The 16,209-nt window shown below is 71.0% G+C and carries 13 protein-coding genes; 4 read left to right on the forward strand and 9 right to left on the reverse strand.

What is annotated here, in order from left to right; translation table 11 throughout:
- Positions 1-11: 11 nt before the first annotated feature.
- On the reverse strand, positions 12-920 hold the full coding sequence (locus BN1197_RS09805; protein WP_040159098.1) for an N-acetylmuramoyl-L-alanine amidase: 909 nt from the start codon (positions 918-920) through the stop codon (positions 12-14).
- 63 nt (positions 921-983) lie between these two features.
- On the opposite strand from BN1197_RS09805, the gene pabB reads away from it, so the two are divergent.
- Positions 984-3,305 carry an aminodeoxychorismate synthase component I gene (pabB, locus tag BN1197_RS09810; RefSeq protein WP_082043781.1) on the forward strand — a complete coding sequence of 774 codons (2,322 nt, stop codon included), beginning with the start codon at positions 984-986 and terminating at the stop codon, positions 3,303-3,305.
- A gap of 105 nt (positions 3,306-3,410) precedes the next feature.
- Complete coding sequence (locus tag BN1197_RS09815; protein ID WP_052466441.1) at positions 3,411-4,148, forward strand: aminotransferase class IV; 738 nt, start codon at positions 3,411-3,413, stop codon at positions 4,146-4,148.
- 19 nt (positions 4,149-4,167) lie between these two features.
- On the opposite strand, the gene BN1197_RS09820 is transcribed toward BN1197_RS09815, so the two are convergent.
- From BN1197_RS09820 to BN1197_RS09830, 3 genes are all read right to left on the reverse strand, one after another.
- The gene (locus BN1197_RS09820) at positions 4,168-4,926 is read right to left on the reverse strand and encodes an NAD(P)-binding domain-containing protein (protein ID WP_040159100.1); all 759 of its coding nucleotides are present in this window, start codon (positions 4,924-4,926) and stop codon (positions 4,168-4,170) included.
- A 173-nt stretch (positions 4,927-5,099) separates the two neighbouring features.
- Complete coding sequence (locus BN1197_RS09825; protein ID WP_040159102.1) at positions 5,100-5,498, reverse strand: VOC family protein; 399 nt, start codon at positions 5,496-5,498, stop codon at positions 5,100-5,102.
- 19 nt (positions 5,499-5,517) lie between these two features.
- Positions 5,518-6,306: a helix-turn-helix domain-containing protein gene (locus BN1197_RS09830; RefSeq protein ID WP_040159103.1), complete on the reverse strand. Its 789-nt coding sequence runs from the start codon at positions 6,304-6,306 to the stop codon at positions 5,518-5,520.
- Positions 6,307-6,382: 76 nt separating this feature from the next.
- On the opposite strand from BN1197_RS09830, the gene BN1197_RS09835 reads away from it, so the two are divergent.
- Positions 6,383-7,654 (forward strand): alpha/beta fold hydrolase, encoded by a 1,272-nt coding sequence (locus BN1197_RS09835; RefSeq protein ID WP_040159109.1) that lies wholly within the window; start codon positions 6,383-6,385, stop codon positions 7,652-7,654.
- Here BN1197_RS09835 and cydC read toward each other — a convergent pair.
- The 4 genes from cydC to BN1197_RS09855 all read right to left on the reverse strand — a co-directional run bounded on the left by cydC (position 7,623) and on the right by BN1197_RS09855 (position 13,975).
- A complete protein-coding gene (gene cydC / locus BN1197_RS09840; protein WP_082043783.1) occupies positions 7,623-9,446 on the reverse strand; it encodes a thiol reductant ABC exporter subunit CydC in 1,824 nt (607 codons plus the stop codon). The two genes, BN1197_RS09835 and cydC, sit on opposite strands and share 32 nt — an antisense overlap.
- A gap of 94 nt (positions 9,447-9,540) precedes the next feature.
- Positions 9,541-11,256 carry a thiol reductant ABC exporter subunit CydD gene (gene cydD / locus BN1197_RS09845; protein WP_040159111.1) on the reverse strand — a complete coding sequence of 572 codons (1,716 nt, stop codon included), beginning with the start codon at positions 11,254-11,256 and terminating at the stop codon, positions 9,541-9,543.
- Positions 11,257-11,407: 151 nt separating this feature from the next.
- The gene (gene cydB, locus BN1197_RS09850; protein ID WP_040159114.1) at positions 11,408-12,493 is read right to left on the reverse strand and encodes a cytochrome d ubiquinol oxidase subunit II; all 1,086 of its coding nucleotides are present in this window, start codon (positions 12,491-12,493) and stop codon (positions 11,408-11,410) included.
- A gap of 15 nt (positions 12,494-12,508) precedes the next feature.
- Entirely contained in the window at positions 12,509-13,975 is a 1,467-nt protein-coding gene (locus tag BN1197_RS09855; protein ID WP_040159121.1) for a cytochrome ubiquinol oxidase subunit I, read from the reverse strand.
- Between the two features lie 326 nt (positions 13,976-14,301).
- Here BN1197_RS09855 and BN1197_RS09860 point away from each other — a divergent pair, with 326 nt between their 5' ends.
- Positions 14,302-14,964 carry a class I SAM-dependent methyltransferase gene (locus BN1197_RS09860; protein WP_040159122.1) on the forward strand — a complete coding sequence of 221 codons (663 nt, stop codon included), beginning with the start codon at positions 14,302-14,304 and terminating at the stop codon, positions 14,962-14,964.
- 246 nt (positions 14,965-15,210) lie between these two features.
- Here BN1197_RS09860 and BN1197_RS09865 read toward each other — a convergent pair whose 3' ends face one another.
- Complete coding sequence (locus BN1197_RS09865) at positions 15,211-16,203, reverse strand: endonuclease/exonuclease/phosphatase family protein (protein ID WP_040159123.1); 993 nt, start codon at positions 16,201-16,203, stop codon at positions 15,211-15,213.
- Between the last annotated feature and the right edge of the window lie 6 nt (positions 16,204-16,209).

Raw genomic sequence — 16,209 nt, forward strand, 5'->3', positions numbered from 1 at the left:
GTGGCGGAGGGTCAGCGGCGGAGGGTCTGCTGGGTGGCGTCGGCCAGGAGACGGGCGGCCTTGGCGCGAAAGCTCGGCTTCGCGAGGAGTGCGGCGTCCGTGGGATGGCGCATGTTGCCGGCCTCGAGCATGATCGCGGGCCGCCGGCTGAGGTTGAGGCCGGCGATGTCGGTGCGTGGAGTGAGTGCGGTTCCGCGACCGAGATAGGTGGAGCGCGGCATCCCCGTGCGCGCGAACGCCGTTCGCACCCGCATCGCGTAGCGCGTCGAGGCCCGTTGTGCCGCGGGGCCGCCGGTCATCCGCGTCGAGGTGATGATGTGGAACCCGCGGGCCCGGCGTGAGGTGTTGCCGTCGGCGTGGATCGACAGGACGAGATCGGCGCGGGCGCGGTTGCCGATGGCGGCGCGTTCGTCGACGCAGGGTCCGACGCCGCGGTCGTTCGGGCGGGTGAGCACGACGGTCGCGCCGCGGCGGCGGAGCTCGGTGGCGGTGCGGTTCGCGAGGTTCCACGTGAACGCGTGTTCGCTCGCGCCTGACCGCGACGCGGTGCCGCTCGTGTTGCACGGCTTGGTGCGTCCGCCCCCGGCGGGGACGAGGCGGTCGTTGACGCGGCTGCGGCGTCCGTTGTGGCCGGGATCGACGACGATGGTCCGGCCGGTCAGGGGCCCGCGGGCGAGCGGGGCGAGACGGAGTCCGCCGGTCGAGGGCACGGCGTGCGGGCCGCGGGCAACGGTGAGGTGGCGCGTGGTGTGGACCGAGGCCGTCGGAGGTGTCCGACGAGCGACCGGCGTCTGCGCGACCGACGTGGGCCGGGTCGCCGCAGGTGCATTCGCATCGGCAGGCGGCGGGAACGCGGTGAGAGCGCTCGTCAGCGCGGCGGCGAGAGCGGTCGCGCCGAGGACACGGGCGGATCGGGGCATGACGTCTCCTTGATCGGGCCTGAGCCCACGGTCCCATGGCGATGACGTGCCGGGCACGGTGACGTGTCGACGGGGCGTACGCTCGCGGGGATCGACGCGAGGTGGAGGTACGGAGTGCGCATCCTGCTCGTCGACAACCACGACTCGTTCACGTTCAACCTCGCGCACGACATCGCACGCGTCACGGGTGCGATGCCCGACGTCATCGCGAACGACGCGCCCTTGTCCTCCTCCGTCCACGACGTGCTCGCGGGTTACGACGCGGTGGTCGTCTCACCCGGCCCCGGGACCCCGGATCGTCCCGACGACCTCGGACACTCCGGCGCCATCGTCGCGCAGGGCCAGGTGCCGGTGCTCGGCGTGTGTCTGGGGATGCAAGCCATCGCCCATGCCTACGACGCGAGCGTCGAGCGGGCGCCACGGCCCGTCCATGGCGAGATCGGTGAGGTCGCTCACGACGGAACAGGCCTGTTCACCGGGCTGCCGAACCCGCTGTCGATGGTCCGGTACCACTCGCTCGTCGTCACGGGGCTGCCGGCCGATCTCGTCGTCGACGCCACGTGCGAGGGCCTCGTCATGGCGCTGCATCATCGCGACCGGCCACTCTGGGGTGTGCAGACGCACCCGGAATCGATCTGCTCGCAGCACGGCCGCGACCTGCTGGGCACCTTCTTCGACCTCGCCCGGGAATGGAACGACCGGGCTCGGCGGATTCGGCAGTCTCCGGCTCCGGTCGCATCCCCGCGCGCGACCGACGCGCACGGCGCAACTGAGGGGCGGCCGGCTCGGGGCCGACGCGTCCTTGCTCGTGAGGTGGCGTGCGAGGCCACCGGGGAGAACGTGTTCGACGCGCTCTTTCGCGGCCAGGAGCACGCGTGGTGGCTGGACTCGGCGACCTCGCCGGGGTCCGGAGGAGTCTCGGCGTGTGGGTCGGCCGAGGGCCCGCTCGCGTGCATCGTCTCGCTGAGCGATGTCCTCACGATCCGCGACGGTTCAGGGATGCACACCTCGTCGTGCGATCCGCTGGACCTCGTCGGCGCAGACCAGGGCGCCCTCGTTCCGGCGCTCGGCGGCGAACGGGACGGCGTTCGTGAATACGTCTGGGTGCCGGGCGATTCCGTCTCCTCCGAGTACGAGGGTGGGCGTGGCGGGACGCCGTCGACGGGTGACGTGAGGGGACTCCGCGCGAGCCCGTCGTTGCCGTTCGTACCCGGATGGGTCGGATACCTCGGTTACGAGTACGCCGCGGCTCAGTTGCCGGATGCAACCGTGCCCGATGACCCCCGTGACCTCGCCCCGGAGTCACCGGCTCCGCAGCGCGTTCCGGACGACGCCCCACGCGCCGTGCTCGTCTTCACCGATCGACTCGTCGCGCTCGATCACGCCGGTAGCGCGTGGGCCATCGCGATCGCCGACGACACGTGCGCCGACCTCCAGCTCGCGTGGCTCGAATGCACCGCCCGGCGACTTCAGCGCCTCTCGCGTGCGGAGGCGCCGCCACCCGCGGAGGCCGCGCCCGACGTGCGGGACGTCTCGATCCGCCACGACCGTGCCGCCTACCTCGATCTCATCGATCGGTGCCGTGAGCAGATCGCCGCCGGTGAGAGCTACGAGCTGTGCCTCACCAACCGCATCGAGGTGCATGCGGCGATCGACTCCTGGGACCTCTACCGGCGGCTGCGCGCCACCTCGCCGCGCCCGTTCGCGGCCTACCTCGGCTTCGGCGACACCCACGTGCTCTCGGCGTCACCCGAACGGTTCCTGCGAGTCGATCCCGCGCCGAGCGGCACTCGCGTGCAGGCGAAACCGATCAAGGGCACCCGCCCGCGCGGCCGTACGCCCGACGAGGACGCCCGGCTCGCCGCCGAGCTCGCGGACGACGTCAAGGAACGCGCCGAGAACCTCATGATCGTCGACCTCTTGCGGCACGACCTGTCACGGGTCTGCCGGCCGGGCAGCGTCGAAGTCCCGCTGCTCTTCGACGTCGAGACCCACGCAGGGGTGCATCAGCTCGTGAGCACGATCGTCGGAGAGCTGGACGCCGGACGCACGGGGATCGACGTGGTGCGCGCGGCGCTGCCGGGCGGGTCGATGACCGGCGCTCCCAAGGAGCGCTCCGTGCGGATCCTGCGTGACCTCGAAGGCGGCCCCCGTGGGGTGTATTCCGGTGTCCTGGGCTACTTCTCGATCGACGGGACGATCGACCTCTCGATCGTCATCCGTACCGTGGTGCATCATCCCGACCGGCTCATCTACGGTGTCGGCGGCGCGATCACTGCGCGCTCGGATCCTCGGGCCGAATGGCTCGAGACGCTGGTCAAGGCGGCAACCCTCGGGCGGGCGTTCGGACTCGACCTCGACGCGATCCTCGACACGGGCGGGTGAGAGCGTCGAACACGCCACGCACGCACTGCATCGGTCTGCGTGGACGAGGAACGTGTCGGCCCGCGTGAGCGGCGGGGGCGCCGAACCACGGTTAGGGTCCGCCTCATGACGACGTACGCATGGACCGAGGACGGGCTCCGGCGCATGACCGAGCCCGGCGGCGAACTGCGTGTCGCGGACTCGTGGCGGCAGGCGGACGGCGCAGTGCGCAGGCTCGATCTGCATCGGGAGCGGTTCGTCGGGTCCGTGGAGTCGTGCGCACCGGGGGTGCGTGCGGGTGCGTTCTTCGACGCGGCGGCCGCAGCGGTGCCGACGGATGGGGAGTGGTTCCCGCGAGTTCGGCTCATGGATGAAGAGCTGTACCTCGACGTGCGCCCCGGCCCGCCTCGCAGCCCGAGTGCGGTGGTGCACGTGCTGCCGCCGGGCGACCCACGGCGCACCCCCCGTGTGAAGGGACCCGACATGGCGCTCGCCGAGCAGCTCATCGCCCAGGCTCGCGAGCAGGGCGCTGACGAGGTGCTCTATCGGGACGAGGCGGGTCTCGTGCTCGAGGCCGGGTATGCCTCGCTCGTGTGGTGGGACGGCGACGACCTGTGCGTGCCGAGCCGTGGCCTGCCCGTGTTGCCCGGTGTGACGCGAACGGTCGTCGAGGAGCAGGCGCGTGCGCTCGGGATGACCGTGCGGGAGGTTGAGGCCACGATCGACGACCTCGACGGCCGCGAGGCGTGGCTGCTCAACGCCTACCAGGGGTTGCGGCTCGTGACGGCCTGGGTGGGCAGCGAGATCGCACCCGGTGAGGGCGTGCGGTTCGGCACCTGGCGCGCCGCTCTCGAGGAGGCCTGACCGCGAGGCGACGCCTCGATCACTCGCCGCGCACACGTCGCAGTACCTCGTCGAGCGTCGCGCGGAGGGCGTCGCGGCGTGGGTCGAGCCACGTCGTGCGCACCTGCTCGTTGAGCCCGCCGGGAGTCTCGTGTCCGTCGGCGATCTGGGCGAAGGTCGTGCCCGCGGCTGCCTCCGACAGGGTGCCGAGGGCCGCGCCCTGGACGAAGGCTTCGGCCTCGGCCGGGGGAACGCCCTGCTCAGCGGCCCAGTCGACGACCGTGGCGAGGTAGTGCAGGAGGGTCGTCATCGTGGCCGACGTGGTCTGCAGCGCGTCGAACGCCGCCGCGGTCTCGACCGCGACCGTGCCACCGAGATGATCGAAGATCGCTCTGACCTGTGGCTGGTCGGGCAGGACGAGCGTGCGCCCGGCGTGGTGTCGCACGCTCGGCAGCGGGATGGAGCGAACGACGGTGACATCGCCGAGCAGGTCGGTGAACGTCTCGTGCGGCACACCGGCGACGACACTGACGACGAGCGTGCCGGGAGAGACGTCGAGTGGCCGCAGGGCCTCGTCGACCTGGTCGGGACGCACGGCGATGACGAGCACCTCGGCGCCGTCGACCACGGCATGGTTGCTCTCGCAGACCTCCACGTTCGGATGCCGCGCGGCGAGGTCGGCCGCGGTCTCGCGTCCCCTCGGTGAGAGCAGGATGCGCGGGCACGCGTCGGCAAGCCCGTCGACCATGGCGGCCGCGATCTTGCCGACCCCGACGAATCCGACCGTGGGAAGCGTCACCCGGCCTTCGTGAGGATCCGATTCGTGCCGGTTGCCGTGTCTGCTCGACTCCATGACCTCACGTTAGAGGCCGCCGCCGACAGCCCTTCGGCGCTCGAGTCGACGAGGTGAACGAGCAGGCATCGCAATGTCGTTCGTCTCGCGATGTTCGTCTCTGAAGCCGCTCGAGGTGATCACTGCCCGGGGTGGGAGTCGATGTTCCAGTAGTTCCCCTCGGGGTCGAGCACACCGGCGGACCGCCCGCCGTGAGGTGGCTCGTTCGGTTCCTGCGCGATCCGGCCGCCCGCCTCGACAGCGCGTCGCAGCGTGGCGTCGACGGCCTCGTCGGATTCGACGACGAGATTGCACACGCCCGTGCCCGGTCGGAGGGCGAGGCCCTTGGCGTCGTCGCGGACCGACCCGAACATCAGGCCGCCGTTGTCGCGCCACTGGAACTGGGCGTGGACGACGACGGTGGGGTCGAGCTCGTCGCGCACGACGAGCCGCTCGGTGAACCCGAGCGCGACGAGGAACGCGATCGCCGCGTCGGCGTCGCGGTAGCGGAGGCAGTGGAAGAGCTGTGGTTGCGTCATGCCGCCAGCGTGCGCGCGCTCACCCGGCGTCGTCTTGAAGGATTGGGAAGTCGTCGAGGGATGCTCGCGGCGTCATTCCCGAGATCGCCCGCCATTCACGGGTGAGGTGCGGCTGATCGGCGTATCCGGCTCGGGCCGCGACCTCGGCGAGACCGATGCCCGAGCGCAGGAGCTCGCGAGCGTGCTCGAACCGGGCGACACGGGCGAGCTGCGAGGGCGTGAGGCCGAACTCGTCGCGGACGAGCGTGAGGAGGCGCCGCCGCGAGAGACCGACGTCGCCGGCCAGCGTCTCCACCCGCACCGACCCGTGCGAGCCGCGCAACACGTCCCAGGCGCGGGCCGTCTCGGCGCGTGGCTCGACAGCCTCGATCCGTGACAGCAGGTACGCCTCGAGCAGGGCGAAGCGCCGTGGCCACGTCGCCTCCTGCAGCCGGGCCTGCAACGAGCTCGGCAGGCGCCGTTCGTCGTCGCCGGGCACGAGCTCGCCGGCGAACGCCGCGGCCGGTGCACCGAGCAACGCCCGGCATCCGAGCGGGGTGAGGCCGAGCTGGATGCCGTGCTGGCGGCCGTGGGTGCGGATGAGTGAGGGCCGCGTGTGCAGACCGGCGACGAGCGTCGTGAACCGGTCACGTCCGTCACCCGCGAGCCACCCGCAGTCGAGCGGTTCGTCGAAGGCGATGATCACCGTCAGGGACATCGAGGGCACGCCGTGGTGCGTCGCCGCCGGGTCGAGGCGGTAGTCGTACCCGACGCACGAGTCGACGTACGGGCGCAGGGCGGTCGGCATCCGGTACGGCCACTGCGGCATCGCCCACCTCCCCTTGATCGAGCGTTCTCAGCCTGACACGCCCCGCCGACATGCCCCCCGGACTTACGGTGGGCCGGTGACCGACTACGTCTCGCTACCCGGCCTTCGCACCCGCGACCACGAGATCGAGGTGCCACTCGTCCACGGCGATCCCGCCCGCGGCACGATCCGCGTCTACGCCCGCGAGGTCGCGGCGCCCGACGGGCTCGACCGCCCGTATCTCGTGTTCCTGCAAGGAGGTCCAGGGGGCGAGGCGCCGCGCCCGAGCGGAGTGCCGTGGGCGCCGGCCTGGTTGGAGCGGGCGCTCGCGGACTACCGAGTCCTCATGCTCGATCAGCGCGGCACCGGGCGGTCGACGCCGTTCGGAGAGGCCGATCTCACCACCGACGGGTGCCCGGCGAGCCCCCGAGTGGAGGTCGCGCCGCTGGTCGAGCGCCTCAGGCACTACCGCGCCGATGCGATCGTCGCCGACGCCGAGCTCCTGCGCGAACACCTCGGCGTCGAGACCTGGAGCCTGCTCGGGCAGAGCTTCGGCGGATTCACCTCGCTGCGCTACCTCTCGACCCACGCCGACCGTCTCGCGGAGGTCTACTTCACGGGCGGACTGCCGCCCGTCGGGCGCCCGGTGGACGAGGTGTACGCGCGCACGTACGCGCAGATGGCCCGCAAGTCGGAGCTCTTCTACCGGGGCTATCCGGGTACGCGGGAGCGCATGACGCAGATGCTCGCCGCCTGCGAGGCCGGCGACGTGCTGCTGCCGAACGGCGACGTCGTCACACCGCGGTGGTTCCGCACGCTCGGGCATCTACTCGGTGGCACGGGCGGCCAGGCCGCGCTCGCGCACCTGCTCGAGGGCGACGTCCGGGCTCCGTGGTTCCGGCACGACCTCGCGGCGCTGCTGCCGTTCGGGGGCCGTAACCCGCTCTACGCCGTCATCCACGAGTCGTCGTACTGCGATGGGGGAGTGACGAACTGGGCGGCCGCGCGCACGTATCCCGACGCGTTCGACGCCGAGCCCACGCTGCTCACCGGCGAGCACCTCTTCCCGTGGCACTTCGAGGACAGCAGCGAGCTCGCACCCTACGCCGCTCTCGCGGGCGCGATGGCCGAGGTCGAATGGCCGAGCCTCTACGACGCCGACGCCCTCCGCAACGCGGACGTCGCCTGCGCCGCCGCGATCTACGCCGACGACGCCTACGTCGACCGCGAGTTCTCCGAACAGACGGCCGCGCTCCTGCCCCGCATGCACCCGTGGATCACCAATCAGTACGAGCACAACGGCCTGCGCGTCGGCGGCGGCGCGCTGCTCGACCGGCTCATCGGGCTGGCGAAGGACCGGGCGGTGTAGCAGCGCAGTTCACGGACGACCGCGCTGCCGATCCGTCAACCGGGCACGGGTTCGGCACACTGCGCTCGTCGCAGGTCACGTGCGCGGTGTGCTCGAGGCGTGCACCGATGGTCGGGCCGGGGGCGAGGCCGATGACGCGGGTGGCGTCGTCGAGCCCTTCGGGGCGGTGGGTGACGAGCACGACGCTGCGACCGTGCGCCGCCTCGACGAGGTCGCGAAGCACCGCGACGGCCGTCGGGTGGTCGAGGTGGGCGACTGGCTCGTCGAGCAGCATCACCGGACGCCCCGAGAGAATCGCGCGGGCGATGCCGAGGCGCGTGCGCTCGCCGCCGGAGACACCGCGGCCACCCGTGCCCAGGCGTTCGTCGAGACCGGCCGGGAACGCGTCGAGCAGCGGGCCGAGCCCGGCCAGGCGCAGCGCCCGCACGATGTCGTCGTCGGAGGCCCCCGGCCTGGCCAGGCGCAGGTTCTCGCGCAACGTCGACGCGAAGACGTGCACCTCGTCGTCGACGATCGCCAGGTGGGTCCGCACGTCGGCGGGAACCTCGGCGAGAGCGTCGAACTCGCCCAGGCGGTACGTGCCGGAGGTCGGATCGAGGTAGCGCGCGAGCACGGCGAGCAGCGTCGATTTGCCCGACCCGTTCGGACCCACGATCCCGACGACGTCACCCGGTGCGACATCGAGATCGGCCCCGGTGAGCGCGGGCCGGGTCCCGTCCCACGACGCCGATACCGACCGGGCTTCGATCGGGGGTGCCGTCGCGTCACCGTCGGAGGACACCCGCCCTTCGCCGATCGCTTCCGGCGACGGAGGAACGTCGGCACGAGCCACGGCCGGCTCCTGCTCGAGCACTCGTGACAACCTCGCCGACGCGCCCTGGGCGCGGGCGAGCGCGCCGACCGCGTCGGGGATTCCGCCGATGACCTCGCCCAACGCGATCGGGGTGAGGACGAGCAGCGCGGCCAGCGGTGTCTTGAACCCCACCAGCACCCAGGGCTCGACGACGAACGCCATCCAGACCGCGTGACCGACGGCGACGAGCGGCATGAACCCGACTCCGAGTGCCCGACCCCAGGACTGCGCACGCACGGCCCGGGCGAGACGGTCCTGTGCCTCGTCGAGCCAGGTGAGCGCCTGCTCGTGGGCTCCGATGGCCGTGAGCTCGGCACCGTCGCGGGTCACCATCGCGGCGAGATCGGAGACCCGAGCCCGCGCCGCGACGACCTCCGCCTGCGTGCGGTGTTCGATCCACCAGTCGAGCGCGCCGACGACGAGCGTGGCGACGACCGCCGAGGCGATCACCGGGACCGCCGGAACGAGGAACACCGCGTCGATCAACCCCGCCGCGAGCCCCGTGATGACGAGCGCGACCAACGGAACGACGACCCTGACCTGGGCGTACGCGACATCGTCGAGGTCGTCGACGACTCCCGCGAGCAGATCACCGCGGCCGCGCCGCCCGAGCCTCGCCGGGGTGAGGGGGATGAGCCGGTCGTAGACCCGCGCGCGATCCTGCGCGAGGGCGGCCAACGCGGCATCATGCGACCTCACCCGCTCGACGTACCGCAGCACCGGCCGGGCGATGCCGAACGCGCGCACCGCGACGATGACCGCGAGCAGCGTGAGGATCTGCGGCCGGAACGACGCCGCCGTGATGAGCCACCCCGACGCGGCCGTGAGCGCGACTCCGCTCGTCAGCGCCAGCCCGCCGATGATCGCCGCCGGAACGATGCCGGGAACGAGTCGACGGGGACGAAAGCGTGTGGTCGGGGTGGGGTGGGTGGCGGTCATGCGAGGCCTCCCGTCGTGGGTGCGATGTGCAGGCCGTGGACGGCATGGCTCGTGTACGCCAGCCGTGCACGGATGAGGCGAGGCGTGCGCAGGCTCATCTCGCACCTCCTCGTGGCCCGATCTCGATGTGTGCGTCGGCGAGCTTGCCGAGCAGGGGACGGTGAGCGACCGCAACGACCGTTCGTGTGTCGGCGAGCTCGCGGATGAGCGCCGCGACGTGGTGTTCGGTCTCGGGGTCGAGGTGGGCGGTCGGCTCGTCGAGGAGGAGGAGGGGAGCGTCGGAGAGCAACGCCCGGGCCAGCGCGAATCGGGCTCGCTGGCCGGCGGAGAGACCGAAGCCGTCGTCGCCCAGAGGCGTGTCGAGCCCGGCGGGCAGTTCGGCGAGCAGTCCTGCGAGGTCGACCCGGTCGAGCACGGCGCGCAACTCTTCGTCGCTCGGAGATCCCGCCGCTCCGAGCAACAGGTTGTCCCGCATCGACACCGGCGCAAGGAACGGGCGCTGGGTGACGAGGTGTGCACGCGGCGCCTCGAGCCTGCCCTCGGTCGGGGTGCGGAGGCCAGCCAGCAGTTCGAGCAGGGTCGTCTTTCCCGCCCCCGACGGGCCGACGAGCATCGTCAGTCCGGGACCGATCTCGACGTCGAGGCCGTGGATCACGTCGGAAAGATCCGGTGCGTACCGGAAAGACAGCCCTCGCACTGTCACGGTCTCCCCGCGTCCGGGCTGCAGCGCAGCGATATCCGGGGCGGAAGTGGCATCGACACCGGTGGAAACGCCTGTTCGAGCGGAGGGGGTGGTGTCGGCGGGGGTGGCGTCGACACGGGTGGAAAGGCCTGTTCGGGCGGGGGCGACGCTCGCGATCTCCTCGAGGGCGGCGGCGCCGTCGGCGGCGTTGTGGAACTCGGCTCCGACGCGACGGACGGGCCAGTACGCCTCGGGGGCGAGGAGGATGAGGGTGAGGGCGATCTCGAGCTCCATGCGTCCGGTGGCGAGCATGAGCCCGGTGCTCACGGCGACGATCGCGACGGCGATGGTGGCGAGGAACTCCAGCGCGGCGGAGCTGAGGAACGCCAGGCGCAGGGTCGCGACCGTGGCCTCGCGATGGTCCTCGCTGACCTTGCGGATCGACTCGGTCTGCCGGTGCGCCCGCGAGTAGCCGACGAGCGTCGGCAGGCCCTTCATCACGTCGAGAAAGTGCCCGGAGAGCTGGGACAACGCGCGCCACCGTCGGTCGGTCGCGTCGCGGGTGGCCATGCCGATGAGCGCTGCGAACACCGGCAGCAGCGGCAAAGTGAGCACCGGGATGAGGGCGGTCAACGGGTCGAGGGTCGCCATCGCGACGATCGCCGCGAGCGGCAGCACGGCCGCCGCGACGAGCGACGGCAGGTACCGAGCGACGTACGGTTCGACGGCCGTCGCCCCCTGGGTCATCAGGGTCAACGGCGCGGTGGACTCGTGACCGACCCCGCTCTCTGCGCCGTGCGACCCGCCCGCGTGCGCAGGCTGCAGGCCGCCCGCGAGGATCTGGTCGGCGAGGCGCCGGCGCAACTCCGAGGAGACCGCCACACCGGTGCGCGCGGCCACGACCTCGGTCGCGGCCTGCGCGAGGCCCCGCACCGCGAAGGTGCCGAGGGCCCACGCGACGGCCGGCCCGAGCGGCTGGGCTCGCACCACGACGAACACGAGGTGCGCCACGGCGAAGGCCTGCGCGATGGCCGCCAGTCCGGAGATCGTGCCGAGCAGGCCGAGCCCGAGAATCCCGGCACGCGCACCGGGCGCGAGCCGCAGCAGGCGCGGGTCGAAGGGCTTCACGAGATCAGTTCACCACCCAGGTCGAGGACACCCGAATCCGGTTGCCCACCAGCGACGATGCGGTTCGGCGCCCTGCCCCGGGACGAGCGGCGCACACGAGCGCGGGGCTCTCGGGTCGTGCCGGGAGCCCCGCGTCCGCTCGTGTCGGGTTTCAGCCGCGCACCTTCTCGCGCGTCGGAGACACGTCGGGGATCTGGTCGGTCGACAGGCGCCGACGGAAGATCCAGTACGTCCACGCCTGGTAGGCGATGACGACGGGCGTGAAGATCACGGCGACGACGGTCATGATCTGCAGCGTCTGCTCGCTGTTGGCGGCGTAGAAGCCGACGCCGTCCTTGACCGTCGTCAGGGACGCGGCCGGGTCGAGCGTCGAGGGCATGACGTCGGGGAACAGCATGAGGAACAGCGAGCCCACCGCGAGCAGCGTGGTGAGGAACGTGCCGAGGAACGCCCACCCCTCGCGTCCCGCACGGTTGGCGAGGAGGCCCGCGACGAGCGCGACGGCCGCGAGGATCGTGAACACCCAGGCGGCGATCTTGTTGCCCGTGAGGATGTTCGTCCACGTGAGGAACACGACCGCGAGCACCGCCGTGACGAGACCCAGCTTGCCCGCGAGCCGGCGTGCATCCTCCCGGATGCCGCCCTTGGTCTTGAGCGCGATGAAGATCGCGCCGTGGGTGAGGAACAGGAACAGGGTGGTCAGGCCACCGACCAGTGCGTGCGGGTTGAGCAGCGTGAGGAGTGACCCCTGGAACTCCACGCCGCGGCCCAGGGTGTTCTCGTGCACCGCGAGCGGCGTGCCGCCGACGATGTTGGCGAAGGCGACGCCCCACAGCAGGGCCGGCACGAACGAGCCGATGATGATCGCGAGATCCCAGTTCTTGCGCCACGACGGCGAATCGCCCTTGCCGCGATACTCGAAGCCCAGCGCGCGCACGATGAGCGCGACGAGGATGAGCAGCAGCGCGAGGTAGAACCCGTCGAAGAGCGTGGCGTACCACTCACGGAACGCCGCGAACGTCGCACCGCCGGCGGTGAGGAGCCACACCTCGTTGCCGTCCCAGTGCGGGCCGATGGTGCCGAGCAGCACGCGCTTGCGCCGCTCGGAATCCTCCGCGTCCTGCCCCTTGCCGAGGATCGGCAGGAGCATGCCGACGCCGAAGTCGAACCCCTCGAGGCAGAAGTACCCGATCCACAGGACCGCGATGAGGATGAACCAGATGACTGCGAGATCCATTGCCAGGTCCCCTTCTCAGTACGTGTAGACGAGGGGTTCGTCCTCGCCCACGCCCTTGGTGACGGCCTCGGTGGGTTCGCCGATGTCCTCGGCGCCGAGCTTGACGTACTTGACGAAGAGCTTGACCTCGACCACGGCCAGCGCGCCGTAGAGCAGGGTGAAGACGATCATCGACGTCAACACCTCGGCCGCGCTCGTGCGTGGGGAGACACCGAACTCGGTGAGCATGACGCCCATGACGACCCACGGCTGGCGACCCATCTCGGTGAAGATCCAGCCCCAGGAGTTCGCGATGACCGGGAACAACGGGGTGGCGATGAGGAGCCAGTGCCACCAGGCCGGGCGCAGTTCCTTCTCCTTGGCCGACTTGCGGGTCGCCCACAGCGCGAGCACCGCGCAGGCCATCGCGGCGAACCCGAAGCCCATCATGAAGCGGAATGTCCAATAGGCCACCGGAATGTACGGCGTGTAGTTCGTGCGCGTGTCGTTCGTCAGCGCTGTGTCCGTGTAGGTGCTGAGGTAGTCCTTCTGAATGTCGTAGACGCCCTCGATCTCCGCGTCGAAATCGCCCTTGCCGAGGTAGCTGAGAAGACCCGGGATCTCGATGAGGTGCGCGGCCTCGGTGCCTTCGAGGTTGCCGACCGACAACACCGAGAACGGGGCGGGCCTCGCGTTGTAGTAGAGCGCCTCGGCCGCCGCCATCTTCATCGGCTGGACATCGGTCATGACCTTGCCCTGCAGGTCGCCGGTGACGATGACGCCGACGGAGGCGACGAGCGTGATGATCGCGCCCACGCGCGTGGCCCTGCGGTACAGCTCGCGGTAGTGCGGCTCGAGCGTGACGCCGTTCTTCGCCGCCCGGTGCAGGTGCCACAGGCAGACCGCCATGACGACGGCGCCGCCGGTCATGTACGCCGCGGTGATGACGTGCGGGAACGCGACCATCTGCACCTTGTTCGTCATCACGGCCATGAAGTCGGTGAGCTCGGCGCGGCCGTTGTCGGGGTTGATCCGGTATCCGACCGGGTGCTGCATCCAGCTGTTCGCCGCGAGGATGAAGAACGCCGACATCACCGTGCCGATGTGCACGAGCCACATCGTCGTCGCGTGCAGCTTCTCCGGAATGCGGCCCCACCCGAAGATCCACAGGCCGATGAACACCGACTCGAGGAAGAACGTGAGCAGCGCCTCCAGCGCGAGCGGCGCCCCGAAGATGTCACCGACCATGCGGCTGTAATCCGACCAGTTCATTCCGAACTGGAACTCCTGCACGATTCCCGTGACCAGACCCAGGGCGAAGTTGATGACGAAGAGCTTTCCGAAGAATCGGGTCAGCTTGTACATCTGCGGGTTGTGTGTGCGAACCCACGCCGTGTGGAATCCGGCGACGATCGCCGACATGCCGATCGTGATCGGCACGAACAAGAAGTGGTAGACGGTGGTGATACCGAACTGCCATCGCGCGAGTTCCAGCGCGTCCATGAAAAGCCCTCCAGATCAGGGCGGGAAGGCAGGCCGCGCAGGGTGGTCCACCCCCACGGACACCCTTCCCCGGGGTGGCCGATGTGGACGGCAGACGCCGCCCCTCGCCGCCAGGATCGACCGTACGAGCGCTCGACCCAAGGGACCAAGGTCCCCAGAAACGGCCCGTGACCTGCGGAAACCCCGAATCTGCTTGGGCGACACGGGAATTCTACCCACCGGTTATCGGTGGTCGTGATGGCCCCGATACGCGACACTGGCCGAGGGCCGTGAAAGCCTCGGTCAGTTCGACCGGGGCCCGCCCGATGCCGGACGAGGGAGACGCCATGGACGCCACGCAGTGGGACACCCGCTACACCGAGGAAGAACTCATCTGGGGTACCGACCCCAACCGGTGGGTCGTCTCCGAACTCGGCTCCCTCGCACCCGGTGCCGCGCTCGACCTGGGCTCCGGCGAGGGCCGGAACGCCATCTGGCTGGCCGCCGAGGGCTGGAAGGTGACCGCGGTCGACTTCTCCCGCGTCGCCACCGAGCGGGGTCAGGAGCTCGCCCGGGCGGCCGCCGAACGTCTCGGTCGTGACCTCGACATCACGTGGCGCGTCGAGGACGTCGCCACCGCCGAGGTCGACCGCTCCGCATACGACGCCGTCCTCGTCTCCTACCTTCAACTTCCCGCCCACGAACGTCGCCTCGCCATGCGCCTCGCCGCGCGGGCCCTCGCCTCCGGCGGGGAGATGCTCGTGGTCGCCCACGACGCCACCAACCTCACCGAGGGCTACGGCGGCCCGCAGGATCCCGAGATCCACTACACGTCTCGCGACGTCGAGGACGACCTGCAGGACTACATCGCCTCCGGCGCCCTCACCGTCGAACGCTCGGGCCGCGTCGCCCGCGAGATCGAGGCCGACGACGGCACCCACTACGCCTGGGACCTCCTCCTGCGTCTCAAGGGCCGCGACATGCACAAGGGCGAGGTCACCTTCGGCTGACGCACCCCCTCGGACAGGCGTTTTCACCCAAGCGAGCCGGGTGGAAAGGCCTGTCTGAGCGAGGGAGGCCGCCCGGGCCTTCATGACGACCCTGCCTGCACTGGGTCCGACCCGCTCGGACAGGCGGTTTCACCCCTGCGAAGCCGGGTGAAGGGCCTGTCCGAGCGCAAGGGGTCAGCAGGTATCGACCGCCTGCTTGCCGACCGGCGACCGCCCGTCCGGCCCCCATCCCGGCGCCACGCGTCCTCACCGGGTGAGGAGGGTCCAGATCGCGCGGTGGTCGGAGCCGGGGATGCTCACGGGCTCGGATTCCGTGGCGCGCCAGCCGCGGGCGAGGACGTGATCGATCTGGGTGAACGGCGGGATCGGGTCCCAGCGCGGCCAGGTTCGCGTCCACGGGAACCCGCCGCGGGGGGACTCGTCGAGCCCGGCGGAGTAACGACGGAACACCGGGTGTGACCGGCCGGCGTTGAAGTCGCCGGCGAGCACGAGAGGAAGATCGGTGGGCTGTGCCGCGATCCACTGCGCCGTGTCGCGCTGGTCCTCCTGCCAGCGGGACATCGGCGGCATGCGGGGTGACCACGCGTGCACGGCACGCAGGTGGGTGCCGTCGGGGAGGCGCACGACGATCTGATCGAACGCGGGCCGCCCCTGCGCGTCGTAGGCGTACTCCGACCCGTCGTCCGCCGTGACCTCGCCGCACGTCACCCCGGGCATGAGTTCGAGGCAGGTCACCGGCGTCCGGGTGGCGACGACCATGCCGCGGCCGCCACCGGTACGGCCGGTGACGTGAGGCAGGCGGCTCGTCAGGCCCCTGCGTCGAAGTTCGGACCAGAACTCCTCGGTCATCTCGGGCAGGACGAGGACGTCGACCGAGCGCGCGTCGACCTCCCGCATCAGCGCATCGGCGTCGATCCGGCCGACGTACGTGCTCGCCGAGAGCACCGAGAGCGTGCGCGAGCTCCGTGGCACGTCACCGATCGGGGCGGTGAGCACCGGGACGAGCATGACGAGGGCGGCCACGACGGCCACCGCCGCGGTGACGAGGCGGCGCCGCGCCACCGCCGCGATCGCGACGACGAACACGATCACCCCGAGCGACGGGGCGAGCGCCTGCAGCACCGCGAACCCGGCACCGCCGTCGACGAGGGTCGCCACCGCGGTCGACGCGCTCGCGACCACCAGGGCGGTGATCACGGCATCGAGACGGCGCAGGCTCACGCCCTCGCTGGCGGGCATCGTGGC

Source organism: Mobilicoccus massiliensis (genome assembly GCF_000826525.2).
GTDB lineage: Bacteria > Actinomycetota > Actinomycetes > Actinomycetales > Dermatophilaceae > Mobilicoccus > Mobilicoccus massiliensis.

Excerpts from the sequence above, each read along its gene's own strand:
- BN1197_RS09860 (WP_040159122.1), top strand. The coding sequence starts at position 14,302 with ATGGACGCCACGCAGTGGGACACCCGCTACACCGAGGAAGAACTCATC.
- cydC (WP_082043783.1), bottom strand. The coding sequence starts at position 9,446 with ATGACCGCCACCCACCCCACCCCGACCACACGCTTTCGTCCCCGTCGA.
- BN1197_RS09865 (WP_040159123.1), bottom strand. The coding sequence starts at position 16,203 with ATGCCCGCCAGCGAGGGCGTGAGCCTGCGCCGTCTCGATGCCGTGATC.
- cydB (WP_040159114.1), bottom strand. The coding sequence starts at position 12,493 with ATGGATCTCGCAGTCATCTGGTTCATCCTCATCGCGGTCCTGTGGATC.
- BN1197_RS09825 (WP_040159102.1), bottom strand. The coding sequence starts at position 5,498 with ATGACGCAACCACAGCTCTTCCACTGCCTCCGCTACCGCGACGCCGAC.
- BN1197_RS09805 (WP_040159098.1), bottom strand. The coding sequence starts at position 920 with ATGCCCCGATCCGCCCGTGTCCTCGGCGCGACCGCTCTCGCCGCCGCG.
- BN1197_RS09855 (WP_040159121.1), bottom strand. The coding sequence starts at position 13,975 with ATGGACGCGCTGGAACTCGCGCGATGGCAGTTCGGTATCACCACCGTC.
- BN1197_RS09815 (WP_052466441.1), top strand. The coding sequence starts at position 3,411 with ATGACGACGTACGCATGGACCGAGGACGGGCTCCGGCGCATGACCGAG.
- BN1197_RS09830 (WP_040159103.1), bottom strand. The coding sequence starts at position 6,306 with ATGCCGCAGTGGCCGTACCGGATGCCGACCGCCCTGCGCCCGTACGTC.